Raw genomic sequence first — 18,720 nt, forward strand, 5'->3', positions numbered from 1 at the left:
CACCTCAGTTGACCGCGTCCACCTCGCCCTCGGCGAGCTCCACGTCGTACACCACCGGCTCCCCGTCCACGACCACGTGCTGTGCCCGCGATCCGTACGGGGAGGCCGTCGCCGCCAGCAGATAGGTGCCCGGGGACGGGACCGAGACGATGTACGAGCCGTCCGCCAGGGACGTCACCCGGTCCAGCTGGCGTCCGCCCTTCGACAGCAGCGTGACCGCCGCGCCCTCGACCGGCTCGCCGTCCGTCGTACGGATGAACCCGTGCACGACCGAGGCCGAGCCCTCCGTGGAGACCACCGGTTCGGCCTCCTCGCGAGGCTCCACCGCCAGGTGCGGCAGCCGCTTCTCCAGCCCGGCCGGCAGCCACCAGTTGGCCTTGCCGAGCATGTGCATCGCGGCCGGCACCAGCGCCGTACGCAGGATGAACGCGTCCAGCGCCACCGCCGCCGCGAGACCGACGCCCGCCATCGCGCCCTCCATGTCGCCGCTGAGGACGAACGCGGAGAACACGCAGATCATGATCAGCGCCGCGCAGTTGATGACCCGGCTGGTCTCCGCGAGGCCCACGCGGACCGCGCGCGCGTTGTCCTTGGTGTGCACCCACTCCTCGTGCATCCGGCTGACCAGGAACACCTGGTAGTCCATCGACAGGCCGAAGAGCAGGGAGAGCATGATGACCGGCAGGAACGAGGTGATCGGGCCCTCCTTGCCGATGCCGATCAGCTCCGTGCCCCAGCCCCACTGGAAGATCGCCACCAGGACACCGAAGGACGCCGCCGCCGCGATCAGGTTCATCAGCGCGGCCGTGAGGGGCACGACCAGCGAGCGGAAGGCCACCAGCAGAAGCAGGAAGCCGAGCGCGATGATCGCCGCGACGAAGTACGGCAGCCGGTCACCGGTCACCTGCGCGAAGTCCTTGAACACCGCGGTCACACCGCCCACATGGGCGTCGACGTCCGCGGCCGGGATCACGTCGTCGCGCAGCCGGTCGATCAGCCGGTCGGTGTCCTCGGACTGCGGTGACGTCGTCGGCACTACCTGGATCACCGACACACCGTTCGCGGGCGGCGCGGCGGCGACCTGGGCCACGCCCTCGGTCGACTCGATGCTGCGGACCAGCGAATCGGAGGCGGTGCCCTCCACGACCACCTGGAGCGGCCCGTTGAAGCCGGGCCCGAAGCCCTCGGCCAGCAGGTCGTAGGCCTGCCGGGTGGTCGTCGACTCCTGGTGGTTGCCCTGGTCGGTGGCGCCGAGCCGGAGCGAGAGCACGGGCAGCGCGAGGACCACCATGACGACCAGGGCGCCCGCCGCGATCGACCGCGGCCGCTTCTGGACGTACGTCGACCAGCGCGCCGCCAGCCCGCTCGCCTCGTCCGGCTCGGGCCCCTTGGCGGCCAGCCGGCGCCGCTGCCGGCGGCCGAGCACCCGCATGCCGAGCAGGCCCAGCAGGGCGGGCAGCAGGGTGATCGCGGCGAGCACGCTGAGCACCACGGTCAGCGAGGTCGCGATGACCACGCCGTCCAGGAAGCGCATGTTCATCACCAGCATGCCGGCGAGCGCGATGCACACCGTGCCGCCCGCGAACAGCACCGCACGGCCGGAGGTGTTGAGGGCCGTCACCGCCGCGTCCTCCGGCTCGGCCCCGCGCAGGATGCCGCGCCGGTGCCGGGTGACGATGAACAGGGCGTAGTCGATGCCGACGCCGAGGCCGATCAACGAGCCGAGCAGCGGGGCCACTTCGGGCACGTTGGTGACATGGCTGAGCAGCATCGTGGAGAGCATGCCGGTGCCCACGCCCGCGATCGCCACGACGATCGGCAGCAGCATCGCGAACAGCGAGCCGAAGGCGAGGAAGAGCACGATCGCCGCGGCGAAGATGCCGACCGCCTCGGCCGTACCGGCCGGCGGCTCCTGTGTGCGGGCGATCGCCTGACCGCCCAACTCGACCTGGAGGCCGTCCTGTTCGGCGGCCTGCGCGGTGTCGACGATGTCCTCGACGATCTCCTTCGGGATGGCGTTGGCCTGCTCCTTGAAGGTGATCTCGGCGTACGCGATCCGCCCGTTCTCGCTCACCCGGGGTTCGGTGACCTCACCGACCCCGGCCATGGCGCCGATCTCCTCAAGAGCCGGCTCGATCCGGGACCGTACGGCCTCGTCCCGTACGGATCCCTCGTCCACCTTCCACACCACTGTGTCGATGTCACCGGCGCGCTCCGGGAAGGCCCGTTCCATCAGGTCGTACGCGTGCTTGGAGTCCGTGTCCGGCAGCTCGAATACGTTCGCGTAGTCCGTGCCGGCGGCGGATCCGCCGAAGCCCAGGCCGAACAACGCGCCCACCCACAGCAACAGGACCACCAGCCGGTGCCGATAGCACCACCGTGCCAATGTCGCCACGCTCAACGCTCCTTCATCGGTCGTCGGTCGGTCCCCCAGGTCCTGGACAACAGAATCGACGGCGGCCCTCGGGCAGGGACATGCAACGGGCTCGACTCTCAAGCAACTCCAAAGCACGGAACCGGCCCGACTGCCGGTGCCGGTACGGATACTGGGGGCATGACGGCTCCAGGCACCGTGCTGGTCGTGGAGGACGAGGAGAGCATCGCGGACGTCCTCGCCATCGCCCTGCGCTACCACCGGTTCGAGGTGATGACCGCGGGCACCGTCCGCGAGGCCCTCGCGCTGGCCGGTCGCACCAGCCCCGACGTCGCCCTGCTCGACGTGATGCTCCCGGACGGCGACGGCCGCGCCCTCGGCCGCCAACTGCGCGAACAGCGGCCCGAACTGGCGCTGGTCTTCCTCACCGCGCGCGACTCGCCCGCCGAGATCGTCGGCGCGCTCGGCTTCGGCGACGACTACATCACCAAACCCTTCGACATCGACGTGGTGATCGCCCGCGTCACCGCCGTACTGCGCCGCACCCGCCCCGCCGACGTCCTCCCCCAGCGCCCGCCGCTGCGCTACGCCGACCTGGAACTGGACGACACGACGTACTCGGTGCACCGCGCGGGCCGCACGGTCGAGCTCACCCCCACCGAGTACGCCCTGCTGCGCTTCCTGGTGCGCAACGGCGGCCGGATCGTGCCCAAGGAGCAACTCCTGCGCCATGTCTGGCAGTACGAGCACACCCCGGCCGAGTCGACCGTCGTGGAGACGTACATCAGCTATCTGCGGCGCAAGCTCGACGCCCTGGGACCGCCGGTGATCACCACCCGGCGGGGCGTGGGATACGGGCTGGCATGAGGGTGCCGGGCAAGCGCGGCATCCACTCGCTGCGCGCAAAGCTGACACTGGCGAACGTGGCGCTGCTCGCCCTCGGCATCGTCATGGCGACCGCGATCAGCCTGATGACCGCGCGGCACTATCTGCTCGACAAGATCGACTCCGAGCTGCTGGCCTCGCGCGTCACGCTCCAGAGCGCCGGGTTCAGCCTGAAGCAGATCGAGTCGCTGAGCGAAGTGGGCATCGCCCTGGACCAGTTCGCCGGCGACGACGCCAACGCACTGCCGAGCCCGGACATGGTGTACGTCGCGGTCGACGCCGCCGGCCGCCCGGTGGCCCTCGGCCCGCTGAACCCGACCCCGCGCCAGCGCGCGCTCGCCGCGGCGGCCGAGGACCCGTCCGCGGTCGCCGCGGCCCAGGAACCGCGGGACGCGCGCGTGCAGGGCGAGTCGTACCGGATGGCCGGGGCGCGTCTGTCGGACGGCACGATCGTGCTGATCGCCGCCTCGACCGAGGCCCTGCACCAGGGCATGGGCAAGGCCCTGAAGTTCGATCTCGCCTTCGGCACCCTCCTGCTGGCGCTGCTGGCGTGCCTGACGCTGTTCAGCGTGCGCCGCCGGCTGCGGCCGCTGGAGGACATGGTGGAGACCTCGTCGGCGATCGCCGAGGGCGACCTGACCCGCAGAGTGCCCTCCAGCCACCACCCCACCCGGGAGGTGGAACAGCTCCGGCTCGCCCTCAACTCCATGCTCCACCAGGTGGAGTCGGCGTACCGGACGCGCGAGCACAGCGCGGCCCAGCTGCGCCGCTTCGTGGCCGATGCCTCCCACGAGCTGCGCACCCCGCTCTCCGCGATCCGCGGCTACCTCCAGCTGTACGACAAGGGCATGCTGAACGACCCCGACCAGCGCAAGCGGGCCTGGGAGCGGGTCATGACGGAGGCCGACCGCATGGGCCGGCTGGTCGACGAACTGCTCTGCCTCGCCCGCCTCGACCAGCAGCCCGAACTCCGGTTCCGCAACGTCGACATCAGCCGCCTGGTCCGTGACGCCGCCGAGGATCTGCGCGTACAGCAGCCGGAACGCCCCGTCACGGTCGACGCCGAGGGCGCCCTGCTGATCCACGCCGACGAGTCCGGCCTGCGCCAGGTCCTCGGCAACTTGATCACCAACGTCCGCACCCACACGCCTGTGGACACCCCGGTCCGGCTGGGCGTGGCACGCGAGAACGGCGTCGTACGACTGCGGGTCGAGGACGAGGGGCCGGGGCTCTGCCAGGAGGACGCGACCCGCATCTTCGACCGCTTTTTCAGGGCGGGGGGAGGCGCGGGCAGCGGTCTTGGGATGGCGATAGTGCAGGGGGTGGTGCGGGCCCACGGCGGCGAGGTGGCCGTGGAGACAGCCCCGGGCGAGGGTTTGAAGGCAACGGTGACGATCCCCACCTGAGCCGCACCCGTCAACGCACCACAGCCCATACGGTCTTACCCCCGGAGGCCCCCCTCTGCCAGATCCCCCAGGCCGCCGCCACGTACTCCACCAGATGCAGCCCCCGCCCGCTCTCCGCGTCCTCCCCCACCTCCCGCAACCGAGGCTCGCCCACCCCCTCGTCGGACACCTCGACCAGACAGGACCCGTCCGCCAGCACCGTCACGGCCACCTCGAACTCCCGTTCCGTCAAGGAACCGTGGAGCACGACGTTCGAGGCCAGCTCGGACACCACAAGCACCACGTCGTCCCGCGCCGGATCCCCCGGCCCGTGCCCCCAGTCGGCGAGATGGTCGCGCACCCGGCGCCGAGCCAGACCGACGGAGGCCGGGTGTCCGGGCAGCCGGAAGGAGTTGCGTCTCAACACGTTTGCTCCTCACCCCGTGCACACCACCCACACATGGTGCTGCGCGGAGCGCGCCCCCAATGTCACCCGGAGCCCCTGTCAAGGCAGCGAGTTCGCGTCAGATCCAGGTGAGACGCCAGAGACGGAAGACGCCGGTCCCGTCCGACAGATACTGGCCACCGCCGACGTCCTCGCTGCTCACGACGTACTCCTTGGCCTGCCAGAGCGGGATCACCGGGACATCGCGGGCGATCGCCACCTGCACATCGCGGAAGTCGTCGGTCGCCTCAGTGCGGTCGGCATGCTGCTGACTGTCCTGAATGAGCCGGTCCACGGTTTTGCTGCTGTACCCGGTGTTCATGGTGCCCTTGGTGCCGACGAGCGGGCCACCGTAGGTGTCGGGGTCGGGGAAGTCGGCGACCCAGCCGACGCCGTACGCGTCGAGCTTGGCGTTCGCCCACCGCTGCTGGAAGTCGGTCCACTCGTAGCCCTTGACCGTCACCTCGAACAGGCCGCCCGCCTCCAGCTGCTTCTTCAGCTCGGCGGCCTCCTGTTCGGCGGCACCGCGGCCCGTGGCATAGCCGTAGGTGAAGCGGACCGGGAGGCTCACCCCGGCCTCGGTGAGCAGCTCGCGCGCCTTCTGCGTGTTCTGCTCGGGGTAGGCGTCGAAGAATGACGTCGTGTGGCCGGTGATGCCGGTCGGGATCAGCGAGTACAGCGGGTCGACGGTGCCCTGGTAGACGGTGGCGGCGAGCTTCTCGCGGTTGACCATCCAGGCCATGGCCTGGCGGACCCGGGTGTCGTGCAGCGGGGAGTCCGCGCGGGTGTTGAGGTACAGGTTGCGCACCTCGGAGCTGTCGGCCTCGGAGACCCGCTGATCGGGGTCGCTGGGGTTGAGGTCGGCGAGCACCTCGGGCGGCAGCTGCCGGGTGGCGACGTCGATCCGCCGGTCCTTCCAGGCGCTGTTCAGCGCGTCCGCGTCCTCGAAGTAGCGCAGCTCGACGGGCCGGCCGGTCTCGGCCAGGGCGCCCTGGTACCGCGTGTTGGGCGCGAGGACCGCCTTGCCGCCCTCGGCGTACGACGACAGCTCGTAGGGTCCGGTGCCGTCGACGGCGTTGTCGGTGCGCAGGTCGTCGGCAGGGTACTTGGTGCTGTCGACGATCGCGCCCGCCCCGGTGGCCACCTTCAGCGGGAAGGTGGCATCCGCCGACGAGAGCTTGAAGGTGACGGTGAGTCCGCTCGCGCTCACCTTGTCGAGCGTGTCGAAGAGGGAGGCGGGACCGACTTCCGAATCGATCGCCACGACCCGGTCGAAGGAGTACTTGACGTCCTCGGCGGTCATCTCGCGCCCGCTCGGAAACGTGAGCCCCTCGCGCAGTTCGCAGCGGTACGTGCGCAGTTCCGCGCCGACGAACCCGCAGCTCTCGGCCGCGTCCGGCACGGGCTTGGCGCCGCCCGGCTCAAAGGTCAGCAGAGACTGGAAGACATTGCTGAACAACGCCCAGGATCCGGCGTCATAGGCGCCGGCCGGGTCGAGCGACGTGACGGCGTCCGTCGTCCCGACCGTGATGGTCCCCTTGTCCTCACTCTCGGACGGCAGCAACTGCCAACCGCCCACTCCCACGACCGCCAGGACCAGCAGCGTCGCAAGAATCCGCATGCGAACGGAGCGCATGGTTCCCTCCCCAGGCCCGGTACGGGCCACCTGTGCATATGCCACTCCCCTAAGCGGCGCCGACACCTAATCACACGTGTTTCACCTGGGGGAAGAGGGTTTGGCCCAGATGGGAAAGAACTTACCGACGGGCGTTATCGGTAAGTTACACAGGACGTTCACAGAGATCGGCGGGGGCGTGCGCAGGGGGTGCTGACCGCCGCCCTCAATATGCGATCGCGAACACCAGCGCGCCCAGGCACACGGCCACGGCGGCCCCCGCGCGGACCAGGATCAGCCGGTCGACGAACCGCCGCAGCAGGCGGGACGGCAGGCAGCGCAGCGCCCAGGTGAGCACCAGCGAGGCGGCGGCCGCACAGGCCAGCACGAAGAAGACGCCGGCGGGCGCGGAGAGGGGGTCCTGCGGCGCATGGGCCCCGCCCTCCAGCCGGAGCAGCGCCGCGAACGCGAACCAGCCCAGCGCGCAGGCACCGGTGAGCAGCGTCTCCAGGGCGGCGAACAGCACGGGTCTGGTGCGGGCCAGGCGCAGCAGGGACACCTCGGGCATGCGGCGCGCTCCCCCGGATCAGGCCTGCCTGGAGGCCAGTTCGATCACCGTGATGTCCGACGGGGCCCCGACCCGCGTGGGCGGACCCCACGCGCCCGCGCCCCGGCTGACGTAGAGCTGAGTATCGCCGTACCGCTCCAGGCCCGCCAGAGTCGGGTTCGCGGCCGACGCGATGAGGTTGCCGGGCCAGAGCTGGCCGCCGTGGGTGTGGCCGGAGAGCTGGAGGTCGACGCCGTGCTCGACGGCGTCGTGGATCTGGACGGGCTGGTGGGCGAGGAGCACGCACGCGCGTGCCGTGTCCCGGTCGCCGAGCGCCTTGGCGAAGTCGGGGCCCTGGCCCTCGTCCTCGCCGGCCACGTCGTTGACTCCGGCCAGGTCGAACCACGGCAGTTCGGTGCGGTCGTTCTCCAGCGGGCGCATGCCGAGCCGGCGGACCTCCTCGACCCACTGCTCGGCGCCGGAGAAGTACTCGTGGTTGCCGGTGACGAAGAACGTGCCGTGGCGGGCCTTCAGCCCGGCGAGGGGTGCCGCGGCCGGGCCCAGGTCCTTCACACTGCCGTCGACCAGGTCGCCGACGACCGCGATGAGGTCGGGCTGGGTGGCGTTGATGGTGTCGACGACCTTCTGGGCGAAGCCCCGGCCGAGAACCGGGCCCAGATGGATGTCGCTGACCACCGCGATGCGGTAACCGTGCGCCGCGCGCGGGAGCCTGGCCAGCGGCACGGTCACCCGCTTCACGCCCGGCCCGTTCAGCACGCCGTACGTCCCGGCCGCGACGGTCCCGACGGCCGCGGCGGCCGCGGCGCCGCCGATGACCCGGGAGACGAAGAGGCGACGGGAGGGGGCGGCGAGCAGGGGTGCCTGCTCGGGCTCGTGGGACTCCTCGGCGGGCGCCCCCACCGGTACGGGCTCCGGCTGCGGTACGGCGACCGGGACGGCCTGCGCCTTCGCCCGCGCCCGGCGTTCGAGGAAACGTCGCAGCAGCGGTCGTACGGCCTCGCCCGCGACCAGCGCCACCAGCAGGTAGACCGACAGCGCGAGCCACAGGAAGCCGGGCCAGGCCAGCGTCCGCTGGAGCCAGAAGGGCGCGCCGGTGCGCTCGGCCACGAGGGCGCCGATCGCCAGCGCCCAGCCGCCCGCGACGACGCCCACGCCCGCGCGGCGCACCCACCCGGGGCCGCTGGTCGTGTCACGGAACAGGCGTCGCCACAGGTACCAGTTGGCGGTCACCAGGACGCCGAGGGCGAGGAGTACGAAGACGAAGACCACTGAGGCGTATCCCTTGCTATGACGTCCGGCGCAATGCGCGCACCCCGCGCAACCCGATGGCCCCGACGGCCGTCCCCAATACGAAGGAGACGACGGCGAGCAGCAGGTGCACCCAGAAGTACGCGGTCGGGTCACCCGCGTCGTCGAACGCGAGACCGCTGCCGTCCTTGACGAGGTTCTTGACGAAAGTGATCCAGATGAACCAGCTCCACACCCCGAAAGCGAGCAGGAACCAGGAGACGGGGCGGCTGAGCTTCATACGTTCAGTATCACCGCCGCTTGTCCGGTTCCGTGGCCGGGGTGGGGGTCGGGGCGGGACTTCACCTGCCGTGCCCTGTACGTTCTCGTCCGTGTCCGCACCCCAGAAGACCGCCGGGCGATCCCTGCTGGTCACTTCCGCCGTCCTGTCGTCCCTGGCGCTGAGTACGCCTCTGTCGTACGCGGCCCCGAGTCCGTCGCCGAGCGCTTCGGCCAGCCCCTCGGCCACTCCTCCCGCGAACATGTCGACGGTGGGCGGCGAGCGGCTCGGGCAGCCGGGCACCCAGGTGCAGCTGGCGAGCGGGGTGCCGGTGCTGCCCAAGGACCTGTCCGCGCGGTCGTGGATCGTCGCCGACGCCGAGTCCGGCGAGGTGCTCGCGGCGCACAACGCGCACTGGCGGCTCGCCCCGGCGAGCACCCTGAAGATGCTGTTCGCGGACACCCTGCTGCCGCAGTTCCCCTCCTCCACGAAGCACAAGGTCGTCCCCTCCGACCTCGCGAAGGTCGGCTCTGGCTCCAGCCTGGTCGGGATAAAGGAGGGCGAGTCCTACACCGTCCACGACCTGTGGCTCGGCGTCTTCCTGCGCTCCGGCAACGACGCCGTGCACGTGCTGTCCGCGATGAACGGCGGCGTGAAAAACACCGTCAAGGAGATGAACGAGCACGCCGAGGAGCTCCAGGCCCTCGACACCCACGCAGTCTCCCCCGACGGCTACGACGCTCCCGAGCAGGTCTCCTCCGCCTACGACCTGACCCTGATCGCCCGTTCCGGGCTGCAGAAGAAGGACTTCCGCGAGTACTGCTCGACCGTCACCGCGAAGTTCCCCGGCGAGACGAAGAAGAACAAGAAGGGCAAGAAGGTCCGCGAGTCCTTCGAGATCCAGAACACCAACCGGCTGCTCAGCGGCGACTCCGACGTGCCCGTCTACCAGGGCATCGCGGGCGTCAAGAACGGCAACACCACGAACGCGGGCGCCACCTTCACCGGAGTCGCCGAGCGCGACGGCCGGGTGCTGCTCGTCACCGTCATGAACCCGGAGAAGGACGAGCACAACGAGGTCTACAAGGAGACCGCGAAACTCTTCGACTGGGGCTTCAAGGCGGCCGGCAAGGTGGAGCCGGTGGGCGAGCTGGTGCCGCCGAAGAGCGCGGTGCAGGCGAGCGCGCAACCCGGTGCGAACGCCTCCGGGGAGGCCGGCGGCAGCGCGAGCGGCGAGGCGTCCGGCAAGCCCGCGGTGGGGGCCTCCACCCAGGCCTCGAACGGTTCGAGCGGCATCGGCATCGCGCTCGCGATGACCGGCGGGCTGCTGGTGCTGCTCGCGGGCGGCGCGTTCCTGATCAACCGCCGGTGGCCGCTGCCGGATCTGGTACGTCGTCGTCGGTGACCTCTTCCTCCTTGGTGCCGGTCGCCGTCCATGCCGCGCAGAACACCACGAGTTTCGCGGTGAAGTTGATCCACAGCAGCAGGGCGACCGGCACGCCGAAGGCGCCGTACATGCTCTTCGTGGCCACGCCCTGCATATAGCCGCTCAGCAGCAGCTTCAGCAGTTCGAACCCGACCGCGCCGATCAGCGCGGCCACGATCAGGCGGCGGCGCGGCGGTTCGACGCCCGGCAGCAGGGTGAGGACGTACAGCAGGAGCAGGAAGTCGGCGAGGACGGCGACCGAGAAGGCGACGATCCGCAGCAGGACCCCGCCCCAGCCGCCCTCCTCGATGCCGAGCTCCTCGGTGATCCGGCCGACCAGCGCGGAGGCCACGGTGGAGGTGCCGAGGGTGACGAGCACAGCGCCGCCGAGCCCGACCAGGACGCCCGCGTCCTTCACCTTGCGCAGGACGGGGTTCTCCTGCTCGTCGTCCAGCTCCCACACCGCGCGCAGGCCCTCGCGCATGGAGCCGACCCAGCTGATGCCGGTGAGCACCAGCAGTGCGCCGGCGATGAGGCCGACGGTGCCGGCGTTCTCCACCAGGCCGTCGATGTTCAGCTGGTCGGAGATGCCGGGCACTTGCTCGGCGATCTTGTCCTCCAGCGTGTCCTGCTGCTCCTGGCTGAGGGTCGCGGCGGCGATCGCGGCGGCCACGGCCAGCATCGGGAACAGCGCGACGAAACTGGTGAACGTCATCGCCGCGGCCAGCTGCGTCCACTTCACCCGGTCCATGCGCTCGTACGACCGCCACGCGTGCGTGGTCATCAGCCGGGCGGCCCACGGCCCGACGACGGGGAGCTTTTTCAGCCAGTCCATGATCCGACTCTCCCCTCACTGCGGAAGACCCATGTCCGGGTTCCCCAGAAACGCAGGACAGTCGCCAGTGCCATGCCCACTCCGGCGCCCGAGACGGTGTCCGCGCGCTGGGAGGTGAGGCCGAGGCCGTAGTGGCTGACGGCGAGACACAACAGCTGTACGAGGGCGCCGGCGACGTTCACCGCGAAGAAGACGGCGTACGTCCGCAGGCCCCTCGCGCGCGTGTGCCGGTAGGTGCCCAGCGCGTTGCCCGCGTACGCCACCGAGCAGCCGGCGACGAAGGAGAGCGCCTTGGCGGTGAGCGGGTCGAGACCGGCCGGTCCGCGCAGCCAGGTGAACAGGGCGAGGTCGACGGCGTAGGCGAGCAGGCCGGCGGCGGCGAAGCCGAGGAGTTCGCTGCGGTTGGTTGTCCACGCGCGCGTGCCCGCGTGTCGACCGGCGCCGGGAACGCTCACCAATTCGCCACCGCCAGGCCGTACATGGCCAGCCAGACCAGGCCGATCAGGGCGAGGGCGCGGTCGCCCAGGACGACCTCCTCGGGTTCGCCGGCCGTGCCGCGGTCGGCGAAGACGGCGTACCTGAGGATCGCGAGGATGAAGGCGACCACGGACAGCTGCCGCCAGGGCAGCACACTGGTGTGCGGGACCCCGCCCTCCTCCAGGGCCCACAGGCAGTAGCCGAGGACGGCGACACCGGCCGCCAGCTGCCAGACGAAGCGCAGGTAGCCGGTGGTGTACTCGGTGAGCAACGCGCGCGTGGCGCCCGCCTTTCCGGCCATCTGGACGGCTTCGGAGTAGCGCTTGGCCGACACCATGAACAGCGCGCCGAAACCGGTCGTGATCAGGAACCAGCGCGACAGCGGGATGCCGAGGGCGAGTCCGCCGACCATGGCCCGCATCAGGAAGCCGGTCGTGACGACGACGAGGTCGACGACCAGGACGTGCTTGAGGCTGACGCAGTAGGCCAGTTGCATGCCGAGGTAGGCGGCGAGCAGGGCCGCGACGAGGGGCGAGCTCAGCCAGGCCGCGGCGGCCGGTGCGAGGACGGCGAGGGCGCCGCCGACGGCGTAGGCGACCGGTACGGGGACCTGGCCGGCGGCGACCGGGCGGTGCCGCTTGGTGGGGTGCGCGCGGTCGGCGTCGGCGTCGCGCGCGTCGTTGATCAGATAGACGGCGGCGGCACAGGCGGTGAAGAGCACGAAGACGAGGGCGAGTTGGGTGAGGGCGCGGGTCGAGAAGAGCTGTCCGGCGGCGGCGGGAGCGGCGACGACGAGGACGTTCTTGACCCACTGTTTGGGGCGGGCGGTTCTGAGCAGGCCGCGCAGGACGCCGCCGGTGCGGTGGGGCGGGGTGCCGTGGTGCCGTGGGGGCGTGCGCTGCTCCAGGAGCGCGGTGTCCCTGGTGCGCGCGGCGCTCGTGAGAGGCGCTGTCTCAGTCATGGGCGCTCCCTGTCATCCAGCGCGCCCCGATGCGCGCCGTGAGCGCCCCGAGGGCCGCGCCCGCCGCCACGTCCGAGGGGTAGTGGACGCCGACGACCAGGCGCGAGAGGCACATGGCGGCGGCGAGGGGCGGGACGGCGCGGGCGGCGGCCGCGGTGGCGCGCGCCGTGCGCGCTCCGCGTGTGCGGAGTGCGCCGCGCGCCCCGAGGGTGCCGAAGGCGACGGCGGCGGCCGCGGCGGAGGTCGCGTGCGAGCTCGGGAAGGAGTGCGCGCCCGCCGTGCGCACAAGGGGTTCGACGTGCGCGGGGCGCGGGCGGCGCACCACCCTTTTCACCCCCATGCTGACGAGGTGCGCGCCGGCAGTGAGCGCCGTCGCACGCAACCAGGCGTCGCGCCGCGCGCCGTCCACGGCGGCTCCCGCGAGGCCCGCCGCGAGCCACAGGGCACCGTGCTCCCCGGCCCAGGACAGGGCGCGCGCGGCACGGGCGACGCGCGGGTCCGAGCCGTAGGCGCGGAGCGCCGAGAGGAGTCGGTGGTCCATGGCGTCGAGGTCGTCGTGGTGGTCCGTGTGGTCCAGGTGGTCCATGGGGACTCACTGTTCACGTCAACCCGGCCGGAACTCCGGCAATATTGAGCGACATCCCATTAATCACCCATTTCGGGGAGGGATGAATGTTTCACAACTAATCGCTCATTAATGGGCGATACGGTCGCCGACATGCCTGCCGACACCGTTTCCGTCACGGGATGGGGCCGTACCGCTCCCACCACGGCCCGTCTGATCCGCCCACGCAGCTACGAGGAGGCCGCGGCGGCAGTCCGTGAGTGCGGGGCCCGCGGGGGCATCCCGAGGGGCCTGGGGCGGGCGTACGGGGACGCGGCGCAGAACGCCGGCGGGGCCGTGTTCGACATGACGGGTCTTGACCGGATCCACGCCATCGACGCCGACGGCGGCACCGTGCTGTGCGACGCGGGCGTCTCCCTGCACCGGCTGATGCAGGTGCTGCTGCCGCTCGGCCGGTTCGTGCCGGTGACGCCCGGCACCCGCCAGGTGACGGTCGGCGGCGCGATCGGCGCGGACATCCACGGCAAGAACCACCATGTGTCGGGCTCCTTCTCCCGGCACGTGGTGTCCTTGGAGCTGCTCACGGCGGACGGCGAGATCCGCACCGTCCCGCGCGGCACCCCGCTGTTCGACGCGACCTGTGGCGGCATGGGCCTGACCGGCGTGATCCTCGCGGCCACAATCCGGCTGCTGCCCGTCGAGACCTCGCTGATGTCGGTCGACACCGAGCGCGCCACCGACCTCGACGACCTCATGGCCCGGCTGACCGCCACCGACCACCGCTACCGCTACTCGGTGGCCTGGATCGACCTGCTCGCGCGCGGCGCGGCGACGGGCCGCGCGGTCCTCACCCGCGGCGACCACGCCCCCCTGGAGGCGCTGCGCGAGGGCACACGCGCGCGCAGGGACCCGTTGGCCTTCCGCCCCGCCCGGCTGCCGGCCGCGCCCGCCCTGTTTCCCGAGGGCCTGCTCAGCCGACGGACCGTGGGCCTGTTCAACGAGTTCTGGTACCGCAAGGCCCCCCGCGCGCGTACCGGCGAACTCCAGAAGCTCTCCGCGTTCTTCCACCCCCTGGACGGCGTCCCTCACTGGAACCGCGTCTACGGCCGCGGCGGCTTCGTGCAGTACCAGTTCGTCGTCGGCTACGGCCACGAGGACGCCCTGCGCGACATCGTCCGGCGCATCTCCGAGCGCCGCTGCCCGTCCTTCCTGGCCGTCCTCAAGCGCTTCGGGGAGGCCGACCCGGGCTGGCTGTCCTTCCCCGCACCCGGCTGGACGCTGGCCCTGGACATCCCGGCGAACCTGCCCGGCCTCGGCGCCTTCCTCGACGAGCTCGACGAGGCGGTGGCGGCGGCCGACGGCCGGGTCTACCTCGCCAAGGACTCCCGGCTGCGCCCCGAGCTGCTCGCCTCGATGTACCCGCGCCTGGCCGACTTCCGCGCGCTGCGCGCCGAGGCGGACCCGCGCGGGGTGTTCGTCTCCGACCTGGCCCGCCGTCTCAACCTCTAGTCCTGTCTTAGGAGCTGCCGTGAAGGACGCCTTCGGAATGCCCCAGTCCCTGCTCGTCCTCGGCGGCACGTCCGAGATCGCGCTGGCCACCGCCCGCCGTCTGATCGCCCGCCGCACCCGCACGGTGTGGCTGGCGGGCCGCCCCTCCCCCGCCCTGGAACAGTCCGCGGCCGAACTGCGCGCCCTGGGCGCCGAGGTGCACACCGTCGCCTTCGACGCCCTAGCCCCCGAGTCCCACGAGACGGTCCTCGGCAAGGTCTTCGCCGAGGGCGACATCGATCTGGTCCTGCTGGCCTTCGGCATCCTCGGCGACCAGGCCCACGACGAACGCGAACCGGTCGCCGCGGTGCGGGTCGCCCAGACCAACTACACGGGTGCGGTCTCGGCGGGCCTGGTGACCGCCCGCGCGCTCCAGACCCAGGGCCACGGCTCCCTGGTCGTCCTCTCCTCCGTCGCCGGCGAGCGCGCCCGCCGCGCCAACTTCATCTACGGCTCCAGCAAGGCGGGCCTCGACGCCTTCGCCCAGGGCCTGGGCGACGCCCTGCACGGCACGGGCGTCCACGTCATGGTCGTACGCCCCGGCTTTGTACGGTCGAAGATGACGGCAGGCTTGGCGGAGACCCCCCTTTCGACCACGCCGGAGGCGGTCGCGACGGCGATCGAACTGGGCCTGAGGCGCCGCTCGGAGACGGTGTGGGTGCCGGGCGCACTCCGGCTGGTGATGTCGGCGCTGCGGCACGTGCCGCGGGGGTTGTTCCGGCGACTGCCGGTCTGAGGGGCGCCGGTCCGGGGGCGCGTTACCCCGCAGGAATCGAGCCGCGCTCCGCGTGGCTCGCCTGCGGCGGCACGACGGCCCCGCCGAAGACGAACTCCCGCAGCTTGCGCCACACACCGTCCGCGCCCTGCTCGTAGAGCGCGAACCCGGTGCACGGCCACTCGGCCTCGTAGTCGGCGAGTTCCTCGAACGCGCGGTCCATCGCCGCGTCGTCGATACCGTGCGCCACGGTCACATGCGGGTGGTACGGGAACTGCAGCTCGCGCGCCACGGGCCCGGACGCGTCGCGCACCTGCTTCTGGAGCCGGCCGCAGGCCTGCGCCCCCTCGACGACCTGGACGAACACCACCGGCGACAGCGGCCGGAAGGTCCCCGTGCCGGACAGCCGCATCGGGAAGGGCCGCCCGGCGACCGCGACCTCGACCAGGTGCGCCTCGATCGCGGGCAGCAGCGCGGCCTCGACCTCGGTCGGCGGCAGCAGGGTGACGTGCGTGGGGATGCCGTGAGCCGCGGCGTCGCCGAAGCCCGCGCGCCGCTCCTGGAGCAGGCTGCCGTGAGGCTCCGGGACCGCGATCGACACGCCGATCGTTACGGTCCCCACGTCGTCTCCTGTCGTCCTGTTGGCTTCGGTGCCGGCCGTCCGGCTATCGACTGTACGGCCACGGCTGTGCTGTGGGCAGGCGCAACCGTAGTGATGTGCAGCGCTCTGTCCATTGGTACGTCTGTGCGGTGGTGCGCCTCAGTGCTTGGCGGGCAGGAAGCCGACCCGGTCATAGGCCTGGGACAGCGTCTCCGCGGCGACAGCGCGCGCCTTCTCCGCGCCCTTGGCCAGGATCGAGTCGAGCGTCTCCGGGTCGTCCAGATACTGCTGGGTCCGCTCCCGGAACGGCGTCACGAACTCGACCATGACCTCGGCGAGATCCGTCTTGAGCGCACCGTAGCCCTTGCCGTCGTACTTCTGCTCCAGTTCCGCGATTCCCGCCCCGGTGAGGGTCGAGTAGATCGAGAGCAGGTTGCTGATGCCCGGCTTGTTCTCGGCGTCGAAGCGGATGACGGTGTCGGTGTCGGTGACCGCGCTCTTGACCTTCTTGGCCGTCGCCTTGGGCTCGTCGAGGAGGTTGATCAGGCCCTTCGGCGTGGACGCCGACTTGCTCATCTTGATCGACGGGTCCTGAAGGTCGTAGATCTTCGCCGTCTCCTTGAGGATGTACGGCTTGGGAACCGTGAAGGTCGCGCCGAAGCGGCCGTTGAAACGCTCGGCGAGGTCGCGGGTCAGCTCGATGTGCTGGCGCTGGTCCTCGCCGACCGGGACCTCGTTGGCCTGGTAGAGCAGGATGTCGGCGACCTGGAGGATCGGGTACGTGAACAGGCCGACGCTCGCGCGGTCGGCGCCCTGCTTGGCGGACTTGTCCTTGAACTGGGTCATGCGGGACGCCTCGCCGAAGCCGGTGAGGCAGTTCATGATCCAGGCCAGCTGGGCGTGCTCGGGGACGTGGCTCTGGACGAACAGCGTGCAGCGCTCGGGGTCGAGACCGGCGGCGAGCAGCTGTGCGGCGGCCAGCCGGGTGTTGTCGCGCAGGTCCTTCGGGTCCTGCGGGACCGTGATCGCGTGCAGGTCGACGACCATGTAGAACGCGTCGTGGGTCTCCTGCAGGGCCACCCACTGACGGACGGCGCCGAGGTAGTTGCCGAGGTGGAACGAGCCTGCGGTGGGCTGGATTCCGGAAAGCACGCGGGGTCGATCAGAGGCCATGTTCACCATTCTCTCAGGTCGGCGGGCCCGATCCGGAACTGACGGCGAACTGGTCGGCAACAGGTGGGAACCGATCTGTCTCCTGCGGTGTAACAAGAGTGTGAGGACGCGGGAGGGGGGCCGCATCGTCGATGAGGCCGCGGTGATCGCACGTGTACGCGCCGGAGAGCCGGAGGCGTACGCGGAGCTGGTGCGTGCCCATACGGGCATCGCACTTCGGGCGGCCACCGCGCTGGGGGCGGGTGCGGACGCGGAGGACGTGGTGCAGCAGGCCTTCGTCAAGGCGTACTGCGCGCTGGGACGGTTCAAGGACGGCTCGGCGTTCCGGCCGTGGCTGCTGTCGATCGTCACCAATGAGACGAGGAACACAGTGCGGACGGCGGCCCGGCAGCGCACGCTCGTCGGCCGGGAGGCGGCCCTGGTGGAGGCGGAACCGCTGATACCGGAGTCGGCGGACCCGGCGGTGGCGACGCTGCACACCGAGCGGCGTGCGGCGCTGATGGCCGCCCTGGAGGAGCTGAGCGAGGAGCACCGTCTGGTCGTCACCTACCGCTATCTGCTGGAGATGGACGAGTCGGAGACGGCCCAGGCGCTGGGCTGGCCCCGGGGGACGGTGAAGTCCCGGCTGAATCGCGCGCTGCGCAAGCTGGGCAGGCTGCTGCCGGACTTCGAGCCTCGGGAAGGGGGTGAAGAGCATGGGTGACGAGCGCCACGGCCGCTCCGAGCTGCCGGAGGAGCTGCGGGCCCTCGGGCGTTCCCTGGACCGGCCGGGGGCGGACGGGGCCGAGACGATGGTCGAGCGGGTGCTGGGGCAGATACTCGCCGAGCAGGTTCCGGTGCCGGTGGCCGAGCCGCCGGGGGCCGCGGACCGGCTGCGGTCGGTGCGGCGCTGGGCGCGGTCCCGCCGGCGCTCCCTGACCGCGGTGCTGTGCGGTCTGCTCACGGTGCTCGTGCTCACGCCCCCGGTGCGGGCGGCGGTCTTCGACTGGTTCGGCTTCGGCGGCGTCGAGGTGCGCTACGACCCCTCGGCGCGGCCCTCGGCGAGCGCCGAGGTACCCCGCTGCCACGGGTCGGTGTCGCCGGCGCAGGCGGAGCGCCGGGCCGGGTTCGCGCCGGTCGTGCCGGACGCGCTGGGCGCTCCGGACGCGGTGACGGTGACCGGTGAGCCGCAGGGGCGCTATCTGGTGAGCCTGTGCTGGCACGAGGGCGGGCGGACGATACGGCTGGACGAGTTCCGGGCGAGCCTGGACATCGGGTTCACCAAGACCGTGACCGAGCAGCCGGACTGGATCACCCTGGACGCCGACGGCGCCGACGGCGGCGACGCGCTGTGGTTCGCCCGTCCTCATCTGCTGAGTTTCTGGCTGGTGGACGCCGACGGAGCCCATTACACGCGCAAGGAGCGGACGGCCGGACCGACGCTGCTGTGGACCCATGGCAGCGGCGCCGCGACCGACGGGACGGTCACGCTCCGGCTGGAGGGAGTGGCGTCCAAGGCAGGGGCGGTGGAGATCGCACGGTCGCTGGAGAAGTCCTCCGAATAGTTGGCCCGGGGTGGGAACCCCGGCGGGTCGGGCGGTGTACCAGAAGTGACACGCGGCTCGCGGGCGGGCCGCACGGCGATCGGCTGGTAGGGGGTT

General features: G+C 71.3%; 19 protein-coding genes. 7 read left to right on the top strand and 12 right to left on the bottom strand.

The genetic code is table 11. From position 1 onward, the window contains the following. Positions 1 to 4: 4 nt before the first annotated feature. A complete protein-coding gene (locus AB0Q90_RS36970; RefSeq protein WP_363165125.1) occupies positions 5 to 2,386 on the bottom strand; it encodes an MMPL family transporter in 2,382 nt (793 codons plus the stop codon). A 168-nt stretch (positions 2,387 to 2,554) separates the two neighbouring features. Here AB0Q90_RS36970 and AB0Q90_RS36975 point away from each other — a divergent pair, with 168 nt between their 5' ends. Continuing rightward, complete coding sequence (locus tag AB0Q90_RS36975; protein WP_363165074.1) at positions 2,555 to 3,241, top strand: response regulator transcription factor; 687 nt, start codon at positions 2,555 to 2,557, stop codon at positions 3,239 to 3,241. Further along, a complete protein-coding gene (locus AB0Q90_RS36980; RefSeq protein WP_363165073.1) occupies positions 3,238 to 4,665 on the top strand; it encodes a HAMP domain-containing sensor histidine kinase in 1,428 nt (475 codons plus the stop codon). The genes AB0Q90_RS36975 and AB0Q90_RS36980 overlap by 4 nt, the downstream gene beginning before the upstream one ends. Before the next feature lie 10 nt (positions 4,666 to 4,675). On the opposite strand, the gene AB0Q90_RS36985 is transcribed toward AB0Q90_RS36980, so the two are convergent. The 5 genes from AB0Q90_RS36985 to AB0Q90_RS37005 all read right to left on the bottom strand — a co-directional run bounded on the left by AB0Q90_RS36985 (position 4,676) and on the right by AB0Q90_RS37005 (position 8,800). Then, positions 4,676 to 5,071: an ATP-binding protein gene (locus tag AB0Q90_RS36985; protein ID WP_363165072.1), complete on the bottom strand. Its 396-nt coding sequence runs from the start codon at positions 5,069 to 5,071 to the stop codon at positions 4,676 to 4,678. A 97-nt stretch (positions 5,072 to 5,168) separates the two neighbouring features. Further along, positions 5,169 to 6,725, bottom strand: coding sequence for an ABC transporter substrate-binding protein (locus tag AB0Q90_RS36990; protein WP_363165071.1), 1,557 nt, complete (start codon positions 6,723 to 6,725; stop codon positions 5,169 to 5,171). Positions 6,726 to 6,930: 205 nt separating this feature from the next. After that, positions 6,931 to 7,272 carry a hypothetical protein gene (locus tag AB0Q90_RS36995; RefSeq protein ID WP_363165070.1) on the bottom strand — a complete coding sequence of 114 codons (342 nt, stop codon included), beginning with the start codon at positions 7,270 to 7,272 and terminating at the stop codon, positions 6,931 to 6,933. A gap of 18 nt (positions 7,273 to 7,290) precedes the next feature. After that, a complete protein-coding gene (locus tag AB0Q90_RS37000) occupies positions 7,291 to 8,541 on the bottom strand; it encodes a metallophosphoesterase (RefSeq protein ID WP_363165069.1) in 1,251 nt (416 codons plus the stop codon). A 16-nt stretch (positions 8,542 to 8,557) separates the two neighbouring features. Next, entirely contained in the window at positions 8,558 to 8,800 is a 243-nt protein-coding gene (locus AB0Q90_RS37005; protein ID WP_363165068.1) for a hypothetical protein, read from the bottom strand. Positions 8,801 to 8,891: 91 nt separating this feature from the next. Here AB0Q90_RS37005 and AB0Q90_RS37010 point away from each other — a divergent pair, with 91 nt between their 5' ends. Next, complete coding sequence (locus AB0Q90_RS37010) at positions 8,892 to 10,184, top strand: D-alanyl-D-alanine carboxypeptidase (protein WP_363165067.1); 1,293 nt, start codon at positions 8,892 to 8,894, stop codon at positions 10,182 to 10,184. Here AB0Q90_RS37010 and AB0Q90_RS37015 read toward each other — a convergent pair. The 4 genes from AB0Q90_RS37015 to AB0Q90_RS37030 are packed head-to-tail and all read right to left on the bottom strand — an operon-like array spanning position 10,138 to position 13,064. Beyond that, on the bottom strand, positions 10,138 to 11,040 hold the full coding sequence (locus tag AB0Q90_RS37015; protein ID WP_363165066.1) for a YihY/virulence factor BrkB family protein: 903 nt from the start codon (positions 11,038 to 11,040) through the stop codon (positions 10,138 to 10,140). The two genes, AB0Q90_RS37010 and AB0Q90_RS37015, sit on opposite strands and share 47 nt — an antisense overlap. Further along, the gene (locus tag AB0Q90_RS37020) at positions 11,028 to 11,495 is read right to left on the bottom strand and encodes a GtrA family protein (RefSeq protein WP_363165065.1); all 468 of its coding nucleotides are present in this window, start codon (positions 11,493 to 11,495) and stop codon (positions 11,028 to 11,030) included. The genes AB0Q90_RS37015 and AB0Q90_RS37020 overlap by 13 nt, the downstream gene beginning before the upstream one ends. Continuing rightward, positions 11,492 to 12,478, bottom strand: coding sequence for a decaprenyl-phosphate phosphoribosyltransferase (locus AB0Q90_RS37025; RefSeq protein ID WP_363165064.1), 987 nt, complete (start codon positions 12,476 to 12,478; stop codon positions 11,492 to 11,494). Before AB0Q90_RS37025 ends, AB0Q90_RS37020 begins: the two co-directional genes overlap by 4 nt. Then, positions 12,471 to 13,064: a phosphatase PAP2 family protein gene (locus AB0Q90_RS37030; protein ID WP_363165063.1), complete on the bottom strand. Its 594-nt coding sequence runs from the start codon at positions 13,062 to 13,064 to the stop codon at positions 12,471 to 12,473. Before AB0Q90_RS37030 ends, AB0Q90_RS37025 begins: the two co-directional genes overlap by 8 nt. A gap of 132 nt (positions 13,065 to 13,196) precedes the next feature. Between AB0Q90_RS37030 and AB0Q90_RS37035 the strand changes: the two genes are divergently transcribed. Both AB0Q90_RS37035 and AB0Q90_RS37040 read left to right on the top strand, forming a co-directional pair. After that, positions 13,197 to 14,552, top strand: coding sequence for an FAD-binding oxidoreductase (locus AB0Q90_RS37035; RefSeq protein WP_363165062.1), 1,356 nt, complete (start codon positions 13,197 to 13,199; stop codon positions 14,550 to 14,552). Positions 14,553 to 14,571: 19 nt separating this feature from the next. Beyond that, positions 14,572 to 15,327, top strand: coding sequence for a decaprenylphospho-beta-D-erythro-pentofuranosid-2-ulose 2-reductase (locus tag AB0Q90_RS37040; protein ID WP_363165061.1), 756 nt, complete (start codon positions 14,572 to 14,574; stop codon positions 15,325 to 15,327). Positions 15,328 to 15,349: 22 nt separating this feature from the next. Here the strand turns inward: AB0Q90_RS37040 and AB0Q90_RS37045 are convergent, their stop codons facing one another. Together AB0Q90_RS37045 and trpS are read right to left on the bottom strand one after the other, a co-directional pair. Further along, the gene (locus AB0Q90_RS37045; RefSeq protein WP_363165060.1) at positions 15,350 to 15,928 is read right to left on the bottom strand and encodes a 2'-5' RNA ligase family protein; all 579 of its coding nucleotides are present in this window, start codon (positions 15,926 to 15,928) and stop codon (positions 15,350 to 15,352) included. 138 nt (positions 15,929 to 16,066) lie between these two features. Further along, positions 16,067 to 17,080 carry a tryptophan--tRNA ligase gene (gene trpS, locus AB0Q90_RS37050; RefSeq protein WP_363165059.1) on the bottom strand — a complete coding sequence of 338 codons (1,014 nt, stop codon included), beginning with the start codon at positions 17,078 to 17,080 and terminating at the stop codon, positions 16,067 to 16,069. A 142-nt stretch (positions 17,081 to 17,222) separates the two neighbouring features. Here trpS and AB0Q90_RS37055 point away from each other — a divergent pair, with 142 nt between their 5' ends. Beyond that, positions 17,223 to 17,783 carry a sigma-70 family RNA polymerase sigma factor gene (locus AB0Q90_RS37055; protein WP_363165058.1) on the top strand — a complete coding sequence of 187 codons (561 nt, stop codon included), beginning with the start codon at positions 17,223 to 17,225 and terminating at the stop codon, positions 17,781 to 17,783. Continuing rightward, positions 17,776 to 18,624, top strand: a complete 849-nt coding sequence (locus AB0Q90_RS37060) for a hypothetical protein (RefSeq protein WP_363165057.1) — start codon at positions 17,776 to 17,778, stop codon at positions 18,622 to 18,624. The genes AB0Q90_RS37055 and AB0Q90_RS37060 overlap by 8 nt, the downstream gene beginning before the upstream one ends. Positions 18,625 to 18,720: the final 96 nt, after the last annotated feature.

The sequence above is a fragment of the Streptomyces sp. NPDC079141 genome (assembly GCF_040686775.1).
Classification (GTDB): domain Bacteria; phylum Actinomycetota; class Actinomycetes; order Streptomycetales; family Streptomycetaceae; genus Streptomyces.